Source organism: Mycobacterium sp., from assembly GCF_044370595.1.
In the GTDB taxonomy this organism is placed as follows: Bacteria; Actinomycetota; Actinomycetes; order Mycobacteriales; family Mycobacteriaceae; genus Mycobacterium.
The window spans coordinates 18,353-32,216 of sequence record NZ_JBILVF010000003.1 but is presented as its reverse complement, the minus strand read 5'-3'; the positions used below and the strand labels follow the sequence as shown (position 1 = coordinate 32,216).

Below are 13,864 nucleotides of genomic sequence, written 5' to 3'. Positions count from 1 at the left end.
GCGTTGCTGGCGTAAAGTGGCAGCCGGTTAGCTGTCCGCCACCTTTGGCGACCGGTGCTGTCGGCGTGCGACCAAAGTTCAGGGAGGGTCTGGAGAGAAAATGCTGCGTATCGGCAACATCGCATTCAGCACGATCAACGACTGGACGCCGCCGCCCGGCGTGCTGACCTCCTGGCATCCGACGCCGGCGGCGGCGGACAAAGCCCGCCAGGCTCCGGTCAGCCCGGTGCCGGTTAGTTTCATGCAGGCTCAGCACATCCGCGGAATCCACGAACAGGACGCGGCGGGCCTGGACTACTCGCGCCAGATCATCGCGACCTGCGAAGTGCCCGGTCAGTGCGACATACCCGCGATGACCGAAGCCATCAACGGCTTTCTCCGCCGGCATGACACCTACCGGAGTTGGTTCGAGTATCTCGATGACGGCAGCATTGTGCGGCACAAGATCGCCGATCCCGCCGATGTCGAATTGGAGCCCGTCAATCAGGGCCGGGTGACTGCCGAGGAGGCGCGCAAGCACGTCCTCGAGGTGCCGACTCCGATGGAGTGGGGGTGTTTCTCATTCGGCGTTGTCCAAAGTGAGGACCATTTCGACTTCTATGCCTGCATCGACCACGTCCACGGGGACGCCGCACTCATCGGGATCACGATGCTGGAAGCCCACGGCCTCTACATGTCCGTGCGGGATACCGGTCAGCCATTGCCACTGCCGGAGGCCGGCAGTTTCGACGATTTCTGCATTCAGGAGCGGGAGTTCACCTCCCAGTTGACGGTCGACTCCCCGGAGGTTGCGACCTGGATCGAGTTTGCTGAGAACAACAACGGCACCCTCCCGGAGTTCCCGCTACCGCTGGGAAATCCGCTGGAACCGTGTCTGGCCGAAATGGTCGGCGAACAGATCATGGACCTCGAGCAGACCGAGCGATTCGAGGCCGCCTGCGCGGCGGCCGGGACCCGATTCGTCGGCGGTCTGTTCGCCTGCCAGGCTCGGGTGGAACACCAGTTGACCGGGGCGGCGACCTACTACGGACTCACGCCGCGGGATACCCGCAGGACCGCGGAAAGCTTCACCACCCAGGGCTGGTTCACCGGGCTGGTACCGATCACCGTGCCGATCGCCGCGACCTCCTTCGCCGAGGCCGCCTGGGCAGCGCAGCAGTCCTTCGATTCGGGGCTGAACCTGTCCCGGGTGCCCTACTACCGAGTCCTGGAATTGGCGCCGTGGCTGGAGTGGCCGCGTCCCAACTTCCCGGTGTCGAATTTCCTGCACGGCGGCGCCGCGCCACTGAACTCCGTCATCGCCGCCGCTGAGATGGGTTTCGCCAACAACATCGGGATGTACTCCGACGGGCGGTACTCCTACCAACTCACCGTCTACACCTTCCGGCACCTCGCCGGCACCTCGATGCAGTTGCTGTTCCCCGACAACCCGATCGCCCGCAAATCGGTCGACCGGTACATCGCGGAGATGCGGTCGGTCTGTGCTCAGGTCGCCGCGACCGGGAACTGGGGGCGCGGTGGATAACTGTGGGTAGCCTATGCGTCGGCTAGCCGACGTCGTTGTGCGCTGGCCCGTCCTGATCATCGCGTTCTGGGTGGCACTGGCCGTCGCGTTGCCGCTGTCGCTGCCCAACCTCAACGACATGGCCCAGAAGAACCCGCTGGCCATGCTGCCCGCCGACGCGCCGTCGACTGTCGCCGCCCGGGAGATGACCGATGCGTTCCAGGAATCTGGTACCGACAACCTGCTGCTGGTGGTGCTGACCGACGAACAGGGTCTGAGTAAGAAAAACGAAGCCACCTACCGCAAGCTGGTCGAGGCGCTGCGCCGCGACCAGCGTCACGTCCTCACGGTTCAGGACTTCATCTCGACGCCGTCGCTGCGGGAATTCGTTACCAGTGCCGACGACAAGTCGTGGGTGATTCCGGTGGAACTGTCCGGCGCGCTGGGGACCCCCGAATCGTATGCGTCCTTCACCCGGGTGTCCGACATTGTGCGGGAGAGCACCGCGGGCGGACCGCTGGAGGACCACCTGGCCGGGCCGGCTGCCACTGTTGCCGACCTCACCGTCGCCGGCGAACGCGACCGCCTGCCGATCGAGATCGCCATCGCGGTCCTGGTGCTGGTGGTGCTGTTGCTGGTCTACCGAAACCCCATCGCCATGCTGGTTCCGCTCATCGGCATCGGGATGTCCCTGGTGATCGCGCAGTCTTCGGTGGCTGGCCTTTCCGAGCTCACCGGGTTCGGGGTGTCCAACCAGGCGATCATCCTGCTCACGGCGATCCTCTTCGGCGCCGGGACGGACTACGCGGTCTTCCTGATCAGTCGCTACCACGACTACGTGCGGCGCGGCGAGGAGTCCGACGTGGCGGTCCGGCACGCCCTGGGTTCGGTGGGCAAGGTGATCACCGCGTCGGCGGCCACCGTCGGACTGACCTTCCTGGCCATCAGTTTCGCCCGGATGGGCGTGTTCTCCACCGTCGGCCTGTCTTTGGCGATCGGCGTCTCGGTCGCGTTCCTGGCTGCGATGACACTGCTGCCGGCCATCCTCACGGTGGTGGGCAGACGCGGATGGATCAAACCGCGGCGGGAACTGACGGCACGGTTCTGGCGGCGCTCGGGAATCCGGATCGTGCGACGGCCTCGGCTTCATCTGGTCGCTGGGGCTCTGGTGCTGCTCCTGCTCGCCAGCACAGCGGCGATGGGCCGCTACAACTACGACGACCGCAAGGCGGTGTCGCCGACAGCCCCCAGCTCGGTCGGCTACGCGGCGCTGGAACGGCACTTCAACATCAACCAGTTCGTCCCGTCCTATGTCCTGATCCAGTCGCCGCGCGATCTGCGGAACCCGCGGACCCTGGCCGACATGGAGCAGCTGGCCGGACGGATCACCCAACTGCCCGACATCGCGCGGGTCAACGGCGTCACCCGCCCGCTCGGCGTGGTGCCCGAGGAGTTCCGGGCGACCTATCAGGCGGGCCTGGTCGGCGACCGCCTCGGCGAGGGATCGGCAACGATCCTGGAGAACATGGACGACCTCAACCGGCTGTCCTCCGGAGCCAACGAACTGGCCCTCGGCCTCGGTGATGTGCGCGGGCAGGTCGGCGACCTTGCAGTCAATCTCAGCGGGATGGTCGCCGCTTTCTCCGCGCTGAAAGCGCAGTACAACGACGACAGGCTGGTGGCAAGCGTCGAGGTCGGGGCGAAACTCGTCAAAGCCATCAACGAACTGGGCACCTCGATGGGGCTGACCTATCAGGCCGGCCGGGACCTCGTCGGCTGGGTGGGGCCGGTGCTGGCGGCACTCACCGGCAACATGACCTGTGATCTCAACCCGTCGTGCGCTGAGACCCGCGGGAACTTTCAGCGCCTCGTCGACGCCCGCAACGACGGCACCATCGCCCGGATCAACGATCTGGCCCGGCAGTTCAGGGACCTGCAGGACACCGAATCGCTGAGCGCGACGCTGATGGAGCTGCGCAACGCGTTCGCCAGCCTGACCGAGGTCATGAAGCAGATGGGGATGGACACCCCAGAGGGCGCGGAGGACACCCTGAACGGCTTCCTCGGTCAGGCCGATCGAGCCGCGAGTGGGAGCCGGGAGGTAGCTGAGGGGGTCGATCAGGTGGTCCGGCAGATCGACGTGATGCGGGTCGGCCTCGACCAGGCCGCCCAGTTCCTGCTGGGCATGAGGGACAGCGCGGTCGGACCGGCCATGGCGGGATTCACCATTCCGCCCGAGGTGCTCCTCATGGACGACTTCAAAGCGGCGTCCAAGGCGTTCGTCTCGCCAGACGGTCGCACGGCCCGGTACATGGTTTTCACGAACCTGGACCCGTTCAGCCCCGCTGCCATGGATCAGGTCAACGCGATTGCCGACACCGCGCGGGCTGCCCTGCCCAACACGTCGCTGGCCGACGCCACAATCCGGATGGGCGGCTATCCGGTGGCACTGCGGGACACCCGGGACTTCTACCGTTCGGATATCCGGTTCATCGTGATCGCCACCATTGTGGTGGTGATGCTGACCCTGATGATCCTGCTGCGTGCTCTGGTCGCGCCGCTGTATCTGGTCGGTTCGGTCGTGATCTCGTACTTCGCCGCACTGGGACTCGGGGTCCTGGTGTTCCAGCACTATCTCGGTGAACCGCTGCACTGGACCGTCGCCCCGCTGGCGTTCGTGGTCTTGGTCGCCGTCGGTGCGGACTACAATCTGCTGTTCGCCTCGCGATTACGCGACGGGTCGCCGAACGGCACCCGGTATGGCGTCATCCGAACCCTGGCCTCGACCGGTGGCGTGATCACCGCTGCGGGCCTGATCTTCGCCGCGTCCATGTGGGGGCTGCTGTTCTCCAGCATTGGTACCGTGGTTCAGGGCGGCTTTGTCATCGGTGCCGGGATTCTGCTGGACACCTTCCTGGTCCGGACGGTGGTGGTGCCCGCCCTGGCCACACTGCTCGGCAGAGCGAACTGGTGGCCTTCGCGTCTTGCGTCGTAGGGAGCGTTGCCTGGTGAGTAGGTTGATGAGAAAACTGGTGTCCGCGCTCGGCGCCGCCTCAGCCGCGGTTGCGGTCTCCGGGGGTACCGCAACTGCCGATGATGACGGACCCAACCCCGACGATTCCGCCCAGTACGTGTCGCCGGCAGGCACCGCCACCACCCTGGAAGGCACGCCCCCGCGGGGGTATGGGCTGGGCGGCGCTCACGTCCCCGGGATTCCCTACGACGAGTACATCCGCATGACGGGAGAGCAGTGGTTTCCGGGTCTGCAGCGCCAGAAGGTGGACTACTGGGCCGGCCAGATCCAAGGCCGTACCCTGGAGCGTCTGTTCCCCGGGATCGATCAGGCCTTCCCAGGGCTCGGGCTGGATGGGCCTAGCATCGGCGCGTCAGTGGAACAGGGCGCCGGGAATGTCATCGAGACGGTCAACCGGGACGGCCCCGGCACCGTGCTCGGCCTGTCGGAGGGGGCGATGGTCGTCAACGCGGTACAGGCCCGGCTGGCCGCCGATCCCAACGCTCCGCCACCGGATCAGCTCACCTTCGCGGTGTTCGGTGATCCGATCGGTCAGCACGCCTTCGGCGACGGCTGGCTGCGGCGGAACTTCCCAGTGGGAGCGATGGTCCCGTCGATGGAGTTCGTCATTCCGCCCCCGGTCGAAAGCCAGTACGACACCTACTCTTTCGTCTCCCCGTACGACAGCATCGCCGACTGGCCGGATCGGCCGGACAATTGGATCTCAGTCGCCAATGCGATCGCAGGCCTAGCCACCGGACACACCGCCGTAGCGTTTACCAACCCGAGCAACGTTCCGGCCCGCAACATCCGCACGACGGTCAATTCGCGCGGCGGCAAGACGACCACGTTCATGATCCCCCAAGAGCACCTACCCCTGGTCATGCCGTTGAAGTACCTGGGCTTCGACCAGGGCACGCTGAGCCGACTTGACGCCGTTCTGCAGCCGTTCGTCGACGCTGGATACGCCCGCAACGACGACCCCGCCACCGCGCCGATCACCGTGGATCCGGTCAATGGCTACGACCCGGCCGAAGTGACCGCTCCGGCCACCAACGCGACCTACGGAGACCAGGTCGGCGCCGATCCGCTCTCGCAGATGCTGGCACTGCTGGGCAGTCTCGGCGCAGGGAACGGTGGCGTCGGCACACCTGCACCGCTGGCTGCTGAGGCTCCCGGCTGAGACGCTCGTCTCAGGCCCCCAGCACCCCCGCCGTCACCAGCACGGCGCCCAGAACCGCCAGAACCCCGGCGACCCCACGCCGGGGCCGGGTCCGGATCCAGGAGTGGAACCTGGTCATCGCCGACCTGGTTCGATCGGGGGCGATCAGATAGGCCAGCAGTGGTATCTCGACCAGCGCAAAGGCAACAATGTTGAACAGCAGCAGCGCCGAGAATTGGGTGGCTGTTGGCACTCCGGCCGCGGCGATGACGGCCAACGCCGCCAGGTAGTCCACCGACGGTAGCGCAATCCCCAGCCCGGCGCCGCCGGCGACCCACAGCGACTGGCCGTCGAGCAGACGGGTGAGCCAGGCCGGTGGGTGGCCGGTGCGCGCCTTGGTGGTCGCGAGGAACGCCGCGGCAATCAGCGACACCAACCCGATCGCGATCTGGACCTTGGGCACGGTGAGGTGCGCGGACTGCGGTAGCCGGGATCCGACGGCGAACAGCACCACGGCACCCACCGACAGGCCCATCAGGAAGCCGGCGGCCAGGAAGGTGGCCAACTGCAACACCGGCCGCGGACGGTTCAACATCACGACGGTCATTCCGATGCGGAACGGCTCCAGGCTGACCACAAGGGCCATCACCATCAGGGTGATCCACATCGGAGCTGTCAGCTACGCATCCAGTTACGCATCCAGACGGACGAACCGCCCTTGTCGGAGCTCCTCCGCGCAGGCCGACCGGCGGATCTTTCCGCTGGTTGTGGTCGGGATCGAACCCGGCTCCACCAGCACGATATCGGCGACCTGGAGACCATGCGCACGTGAAATCGCGGCAATCACATCGCTTTTCACCGTGGTGAACCCGTCAGCATCGCCGTTGGTCTTCATCTCCACGATGGTGACCAAGCTCTCGGTCTGCTCGTCGGTCACGGCGATGGCGGCGACCCTCCCGCGGGTGATCTGCTGCACGGTCGCTTCAATGTCCTCGGAGTAGTGGTTCCGGCCACGAACGATCAGCATGTCTTTGATGCGGCCCACGATGAACAACTCGCCGTCGGAGGTGAAGCCCCGGTCTCCGGTCCGCAGCCAGTTCGTCGCCGGGGCCCCTGCGGGCGGGTCGACCAACGTCGCGCCGAATGCCGAACCGGTTTGCTCGGGTTTGCGCCAGTAGCCGGCCGCGACGTTCTCGCCGTGGGTCCAGATCTCCCCAACGGTCCCGTCCGGAAGCGGTCGGCAGGTGTCCGGTTCGACGATCTCCACCAGCGGGGACACCGGTAGCCCGTAGCGCATCAACGGCGTACCGCCGGCGCTTCGGACGGCGGTGCCCAGGGTGAGTTGCTCGGCGTCGAACTCCATGGCCTCCGGCGCACGGCCCTGACTGCCGCTCGCAACGAAGACCGTCGCCTCGGCCAGACCGTAGGAGGGCCGGACCATCTCGGGCCGGAAACCCACTGTGCGGAACCGTTCGTTGAACCGCACCAACGTGGACGGGTGAATGCGCTCGGCCCCATTGATGATGCCGATGACCCCGCTGAGATCCAGCGTGGACACCTCGTCGTCGGTGGCGCGCCGGGCGGTCAGGTCGAAGGCGAAGTTGGGTGCTGCCGAGAACGCCCTCTTGTGCCGGGACAGGGCCTGCAGCCACCGCACCGGGCGGGACAGGAACGCGAGCGGGCTCATCAGGTCCCCGCCGCACCCGTCGAAGATCGGCGCTGCGATACCGAGCATCAGGCCCATGTCGTGGAAGAACGGCAGCCACGAGACCAGACGCCCGTCCGGGGGCAACCGGCCGCCGGTCTCGGTGAAATAGTCCGGCATCAACTGCTCGAAATTCGCGTGCAGGTTGCGGTGCGAGATCATCACCCCGGCAGGCAGCCGCGTCGAACCCGAGGTGTACTGCAGATAGGCGATGTCAGGGCCATTGGGTACGTCCTCGCTGACCGGTTGGTCGGCGTCGATATCCATCGTGTCGACTGCCAGCACCGCGACCACCGCCGCGCCGTCGTCGACATACTGTGCCACGAGGTCGAAGACCGCTGTCGTGGTCAACACGACCGTCGGCGACGTATCGGTCACAACGGCGCTGACCCGCTCGTCGTCAGAGCCGGGCACCGGCACGGCCAGTGGCACCGCGATGAAACCGGCCTGCATCGCGCCGAGGAACGCAACGATGAAGGGCAGCCCCTGCGGTGCGAGGATCAGCGCGCGGTCGCCGGGTGCGCCGTGCCGACTGACCTCGGCGGCCACGTTGAGGGTTCGCCGATACAGCTGTGACCAGGTCAGGCTTTCGCTGACGCCGTCCCAGTCATGGTCGTAGTCGGTGAAGGTGAAGGCCAGGTCATCGGGGGTCAGACCAGCGCGTTCACGCAACACAGACAGGATCGAGACTTCTCCCACCCCGACAGGCTACTAACGGCCGATCACGCAGAGCGAATCAGGCAGGTGTGCGGTGATGGGACGCCGTTCCGTGTCAAAATAATGGTCCTATGGGCAACATCGAGTTGACCCCCGCCTCGTTGCGAGAGGCGTTCAGCCATTTCCCCTCCGGGGTGATCGCCATCGCCGCGGAAGCCGACGGTAGCCGGGTCGGTCTGACAGCGAGCACGTTCGTCCCTGTGTCACTGGATCCGCCACTGGTGTCCTTCTGCGTGCAGAACACCTCCCAGACCTGGCCGAAGATGAAGAATCTGCCGACGCTGGGCATCAGTGTCCTCGGTGAGGCGCACGCAGCGGCCGCGAGGGCGTTGGCCGCGAAAACCGGTGACCGATTCGCCGGGTTGGAGACGGTGTCTTCGCTGGCCGGTGCAGTGTTCATCAGTGGCACCAGTATGTGGCTGGAGAGCGCCATCGAGCAGGAAGTCCCCGTCGGGGATCACCACATCGTGATACTGCGGGTGCTGGATATCACCGTGCACGACGGTGTTTCGCCAATCGTGTTCCACCGCAGTGGATTCCGTCGGCTTACCTAATCCGACCGCGCGGGCGGTGGGTGCCCGCAGGCCTAGGTGTTACTTGCTGCTTCGCTTGAAGAGCTTGTTGCCGAGCCAGACGACCGGATCGTATTTGCGGTCGGCAACCCGCTCTTTCATCGGGATGAGCGCGTTGTCGGTGATCTTGATGTGCTCGGGGCACACCTCGGTGCAGCACTTGTTGATGTTGCAGAATCCAAGGCCGAAGTCGTCCTGCGCTTGGTGCTGGCGATCCATGGTGTCCAAGGGATGCATATCCAACTCGGCGATGCGCATCAGGTAACGCGGGCCGGCGAAGGACTTCTTGTTCTCCTCGTGGTCCCGGATGGTGTGGCAGACGTTGTTACACAGGAAGCATTCGATGCACTTGCGGAACTCCTGGGAGCGCTCCACGTCCATCTGCGCCATCCGGTACTCGCCGGGTTGCAATTCCTTCGGCGGCGCGAAAGACGGGATCTCGCGAGCTTTTTCGTAGTTGAACGACACATCGGTGACCAGATCGCGGATCACCGGGAAGGTGCGCAGCGGGGTGATGGTGATGGTCTCGGCCTCGTCGAAGGTCGACATCCGGGTCATGCACATCAGCCGCGGCCGGCCGTTGATCTCCGCTGAGCAAGATCCGCACTTGCCTGCCTTGCAGTTCCACCGCACCGCCAGATCGGGCGCCTGCTCGGCTTGCAGTCGGTGAATGACGTCGAGGATGACCTCGCCCTCGTTGACGTCCACCGCGAAGTCGTGAAGGCCGCCGCCCTCATCGTCGCCGCGCCACACCTTGAGGTTCGCCTGGTAGCTCATTTCAGCCCTTCCGTCCCGGGTGCTGCGCGAGTTCTTCGTCGGTGAAGTACTTGCCGAGTTCCTCGATGTCGAACAGTTCAAGCAGATCCTCCCGCATCGGGGGCTGCTCTTCGCGGGTCACGCTGACTTCGGGCATGACCGGGTCGTTGCCTTCGGTGCGGCACACCAGCAGGCTGCGCCGCCAGTCGGGGCTCATCGACGGGCAGTCGTCGCGGGTGTGGCCGCCCCGGCTCTCGGTGCGGGCCAGAGCAGACTTGGCCACGCACTCGCTGACCAGGAGCATGTTGCGCATGTCCATCGCCAGGTGCCACCCCGGATTGAAGGCCCGGCCGCCGTTGGATTCGATATTGCGGAACCGGACCTTGAATTCCTCGATCTTCTCGAGGGCCTGCTGCATCTCCTCGCCGGTGCGGATGATACCGACCAGGTCGTTCATCGTCTGCTGTAGTTCGGCGTGCAGAGAGTAGGGGTTTTCCGGCTTCGCCCGACCCTGCGGTCCGGTGAACGGCTGCAATGCGATGGAGGCTGCCTCATTGACCGCCTCCTCGCTCACGGCTGGGCGGGTCTTCAGCGCCCGTACGTAGTCGGCGGCGCCGAGTCCCGCGCGTCGGCCGAACACCAGCAGGTCCGACAGCGAGTTACCGCCGAGGCGGTTGGAGCCGTGCATCCCGCCGGAGCATTCGCCGGCGGCGAATAGACCCGGAGTGGCTGCCGCACCGGTGTCCGGGTCGACCTCAATGCCGCCCATCACGTAGTGACACGTCGGCCCGATCTCCATGGGCTCCTTGGTGATATCCACCTCGGCCAGTTCGATGAACTGGTGGTACATCGACGGCAGGCGCTTCTTGATGGTCTCGGCCGGCAGTCGGGAGGCGATATCGAGGTAGACACCGCCGTGCGGCCCGCCGCGACCGGCCTTCACCTCGGCGTTGATGGCCCGGGACACCTCGTCGCGCGGCAGCAGGTCCGGCGTGCGCCGGGCGGTTCCGTCACCGGAGCCCTGCTGTTCAGCCAGCCACTGGTCGGCCTCCGCCTCCGTTTCGGCGTACTGCCCCTTGAACACCGGCGGGATGTAGTTGAACATGAATCGTTCACCGTTGGCGTTCTTCAGGACGCCCCCGTCTCCGCGCACCCCCTCGGTGACCAGGATGCCCTTCACCGACAGCGGCCAGACCATGCCGGTCGGATGGAACTGAATGAACTCCATGTTGACCAGTCCGGCGCCGGCCCGAATCGCCAGGGCGTGGCCGTCGCCGGTGTACTCCCAGGAGTTCGACGAAACCTTGAAGGACTTGCCGATTCCCCCGGTCGCCAGCACCACGGCCGGCGCCTCGAACAGGACGAACTTGCCGGTCTCGCGCCAGTAGGCGAAGGCGCCGGCGATCCGATCGCCGTCCTTGATGAGTTCGGTGACGGAGCATTCGGCGTAAATCTTGATCCGGGCGTCGTAGTCGCCTAGTTCCGCCTTGTCTTCTTGTTGCAGCGATACGATCTTTTGCTGCAGGGTGCGGATGATCTCCAGTCCGGTGCGGTCACCCACATGTGCCAGTCGGGGATAAGTGTGGCCGCCGAAGTTGCGCTGACTGATCCGGCCGTCCTTGGTCCGGTCGAACAGGGCGCCGTAGGTCTCCAACTCCCACACCCGGTCAGCGGACTCCTGGGCGTGCAGTTCGGCCATCCGCCAGTTGTTGAGGAACTTCCCGCCGCGCATGGTGTCGGCGAAGTGCACCTTCCAGTTGTCCTTGGGGTTGGCGTTACCCATCGCCGCCGCACAGCCACCCTCGGCCATCACCGTGTGGGCCTTGCCGAACAGCGATTTGGTGACCACCGCCACCTTCAGACCGCGCTGGCGGGCCTCGATGACGGCCCGCAGACCGGAGCCGCCGGCTCCGATCACGACGACGTCGTAGGAATGCCGCTCGACCTCAACCATGTGTGTCCTCGCTTAGGTTGCTGATGTCGTGGAATGTTGATGCAGTTGTCGCTTTGTCAGCCAATGAATCTCAGATCGGAGATGGTGCCGCTGGCGACCAGGGCGATATAGAAGTCGGTGAACATCAGAGTGCCGATGGTGATCCAGGCGAACTTCTTGTGGTGCACGTTGAGTGCGCTGATCTTCGTCCACATCCAGTACCGCACAGGGTGTTTGGAGAAGTGCTTGAGCCGCCCGCCCATGACGTGCCGGCAGGAGTGGCAGGAGACGGTGTAGGCCCACAGCAGGATGACGTTGACCCACAGGATGATGTTGCCCAGGCCGAAGCCGAAACCGGACGGGGAATGCATCGCCTGGATCGCGTCCCAGGTGTTGATCAGCGAGATGAAGGCTGCGATGTAGAAGAAGTACCGGTGCAGGTTCTGCAGGATCAGCGGGAAGCGGGTCTCCCCGGTGTAGGTGGCGTGCGGCTCGGCAACCGCGCAGGCGGTCGGGGACTGCCACACCGAGCGATAGTAGGCGCCGCGGTAGTAGTAGCAGGTCAGCCGGAACAGCAGCAGAAACGGAAGCGACAGCAGCGCGTAGGGAAGCAACGACAGCGGGCCGGTGGCGGGCAGGATCTGCGGCCAGAATTCGCTTGCCGTGCCGCATTTGACGCTCAGGCACGGCGAGTAGAACGGCGTCAGGTAGTGGTACTTCTCGACGAAGAAGTGGTCACGTTGGAACGCCCGGAAAGTCGCGTAGATGATGAACGCAGCGAAGCCGAGGTTGGTCAGAATCGGCGATTTCAGCCAGTTGTCGGTGCGCAGAGTCTTCTGCGGGATCTGAGCCCGTCCGGGTGAGAAAACTCCGGTAGCGCGGCGATCGGCGGTGGGTGCACTCATCTGCAGTGATCCCTTTCGAGTCAACTGCTTCGCAGACTACCCACGTCTTCGCTTCCAGCCGAAATTGGGTAAGCGTCGCCCCGGCGGGCTGGCGATCAGCGACGGAAGTGGCCGCCGACACCCTCGTCGTCGACGTCGCGCCACATCTCCCGGTCATAGGGGGTGTCGGGTATGGAGATCTTTTCACCCTGGCTGGCCACGTGGTGGGGAGTGAGCTCGAGTTCGCCGGCGTCGATCTCAAGAAGTTCCAGGTCACCGAGTATTCGCTCGGTGTCGATGACCACCCGGCGCATGGCCGGGGCGTTGCCGTAGCGGTGTTGCAGCGAGGCCACGCATCGCCGCATGTTGCCGATCAAATGATGCAGTTCGGCGAGTTCGGTGGCGCGGGACATGTGGCCTCCTAGGTACCGAGAATGTGTCTGGTTTCACACTACTGGTTTGTCGATGGTCGGGGATCGATCCGGTGACCCGGTCGGCCGTTGATTCGGCCGCGACCGTTCTGACCGCGAATGTGCCTTGCCCCACCCAGGTCCCCGACTAGGTCCTGGTAGACGCGCAGGTGAGCACGGGCCACCTCCGGCCACGCCCGCTGGGTGTCCACCTGCTTCGGTTCGTAGTCATTGCTCAGTGCCGCGCACAGCGCTCGCGCGAGGTCTTTCGGGCAGCCGGGTTCGGCGAGCAGGTCGGGATGGGACACAAGACCCCTCAGGTCTTCGAGGTCGCTCGCCACAACCAGCCTGCCGGCACCGATCGCCTCCGCCGCTACGCCACTGCCGGAAGCGGACAGGTAGGGAATGCACACCGCACGTGCTTGCGATAGTGCGCTCTCAAGCTCATGTTTGGTGTATCCCGCCCAGTTTGCTTGTACGCGTGGGTCGTAGACCGCGCTGTCGCGTCCCTCCCAATCGTCTCCCGGGCTTGCCAGTATCTGTAGTTGAGCGTCCGGGATGGAAGTCCAAACGATGTTCATCGCGTCGAGCAGGACGTCAAGACCCTTGTAGCTGGCGATCCTGCCGAAGAACAGAATCGTCCGCGACTGACCGGCACGTCCAAGATCGCGAGTATGAACCCCGTGCGGGATCACAATCGATTTCCTGAGTTCGTCGGGCGTCAGTCCAGCCAAGCCCGAGTCGGTGTGCACGACCAGTGCATCGGCGAGACGCCGGTAGAGGCCTCGAATGCGGTGTTTGACAGCCCCGCGCCAACCGGGTTGCCTGAGCAAACCCAGCCTGTCTCCGGGTTCATGGACCGTCAGCACGGTCGGAGTGCGCCACGCTAACCACAGAAATCTCGGGTCATAGGTCGACTGGAGATGGAACACGTCGTATTTCGCGTCGTTTCGGCGTCGCTGGAAGAACTGCAGTAACTGCGCCGCGGCTTCCACGGACCGGTACCCCCCAGTGAGGACAAGAGATTCCCCGCAACTCTCGTCCAGAATTGAATGGAGGGCGAGTTCGTCGTCGCGGCGACCGACGAATTCGGGCGTGTTTGCTCGAAGAATGATTGCGGTTTCAGCGGATTCGCGGGGGAAGGCCGAAAGCAGAGTGGCGGTGTATTCTTTGAAATGGTCACAGTAGAAGAGGATCTTCATTGCCGA

The 13,864-nt window shown here is 64.9% G+C and carries 11 protein-coding genes; 4 read left to right on the top strand and 7 right to left on the bottom strand.

What is annotated here, in order from left to right:
* Positions 1-103 precede the first annotated feature (103 nt).
* The 3 genes from ADBZ5N_RS00980 to ADBZ5N_RS00970 are packed head-to-tail and all read left to right on the top strand — an operon-like array spanning position 104 to position 5,700.
* A complete protein-coding gene (locus ADBZ5N_RS00980) occupies positions 104-1,525 on the top strand; it encodes a condensation domain-containing protein (RefSeq protein WP_526255630.1) in 1,422 nt (473 codons plus the stop codon).
* A gap of 13 nt (positions 1,526-1,538) precedes the next feature.
* Positions 1,539-4,499: an MMPL/RND family transporter gene (locus tag ADBZ5N_RS00975; protein WP_526255613.1), complete on the top strand. Its 2,961-nt coding sequence runs from the start codon at positions 1,539-1,541 to the stop codon at positions 4,497-4,499.
* A 25-nt stretch (positions 4,500-4,524) separates the two neighbouring features.
* The gene (locus ADBZ5N_RS00970; RefSeq protein WP_526255629.1) at positions 4,525-5,700 is read left to right on the top strand and encodes a PE-PPE domain-containing protein; all 1,176 of its coding nucleotides are present in this window, start codon (positions 4,525-4,527) and stop codon (positions 5,698-5,700) included.
* A gap of 10 nt (positions 5,701-5,710) precedes the next feature.
* Here ADBZ5N_RS00970 and ADBZ5N_RS00965 read toward each other — a convergent pair whose 3' ends face one another.
* Together ADBZ5N_RS00965 and ADBZ5N_RS00960 are read right to left on the bottom strand one after the other, a co-directional pair.
* Positions 5,711-6,346 carry a GAP family protein gene (locus ADBZ5N_RS00965; protein ID WP_526255612.1) on the bottom strand — a complete coding sequence of 212 codons (636 nt, stop codon included), beginning with the start codon at positions 6,344-6,346 and terminating at the stop codon, positions 5,711-5,713.
* A gap of 24 nt (positions 6,347-6,370) precedes the next feature.
* The gene (locus tag ADBZ5N_RS00960) at positions 6,371-8,083 is read right to left on the bottom strand and encodes a fatty-acid--AMP ligase (protein ID WP_526255611.1); all 1,713 of its coding nucleotides are present in this window, start codon (positions 8,081-8,083) and stop codon (positions 6,371-6,373) included.
* A gap of 89 nt (positions 8,084-8,172) precedes the next feature.
* Between ADBZ5N_RS00960 and ADBZ5N_RS00955 the strand changes: the two genes are divergently transcribed.
* Positions 8,173-8,655 (top strand): flavin reductase family protein, encoded by a 483-nt coding sequence (locus ADBZ5N_RS00955; RefSeq protein WP_526255610.1) that lies wholly within the window; start codon positions 8,173-8,175, stop codon positions 8,653-8,655.
* Positions 8,656-8,694: 39 nt separating this feature from the next.
* Here ADBZ5N_RS00955 and ADBZ5N_RS00950 read toward each other — a convergent pair whose 3' ends face one another.
* From ADBZ5N_RS00950 to ADBZ5N_RS00930, 5 genes are all read right to left on the bottom strand, one after another.
* Positions 8,695-9,450, bottom strand: coding sequence for a succinate dehydrogenase/fumarate reductase iron-sulfur subunit (locus tag ADBZ5N_RS00950; RefSeq protein WP_526255609.1), 756 nt, complete (start codon positions 9,448-9,450; stop codon positions 8,695-8,697).
* Between the two features lies 1 nt (position 9,451).
* Complete coding sequence (locus ADBZ5N_RS00945) at positions 9,452-11,383, bottom strand: fumarate reductase/succinate dehydrogenase flavoprotein subunit (protein WP_526255608.1); 1,932 nt, start codon at positions 11,381-11,383, stop codon at positions 9,452-9,454.
* A gap of 56 nt (positions 11,384-11,439) precedes the next feature.
* A complete protein-coding gene (gene sdhC, locus ADBZ5N_RS00940) occupies positions 11,440-12,267 on the bottom strand; it encodes a succinate dehydrogenase subunit SdhC (protein WP_526255607.1) in 828 nt (275 codons plus the stop codon).
* Between the two features lie 95 nt (positions 12,268-12,362).
* Positions 12,363-12,659: an Rv0250c family protein gene (locus ADBZ5N_RS00935; protein WP_526255606.1), complete on the bottom strand. Its 297-nt coding sequence runs from the start codon at positions 12,657-12,659 to the stop codon at positions 12,363-12,365.
* A 38-nt stretch (positions 12,660-12,697) separates the two neighbouring features.
* Complete coding sequence (locus ADBZ5N_RS00930; protein WP_526255605.1) at positions 12,698-13,858, bottom strand: glycosyltransferase family 4 protein; 1,161 nt, start codon at positions 13,856-13,858, stop codon at positions 12,698-12,700.
* Positions 13,859-13,864 lie beyond the last annotated feature (6 nt).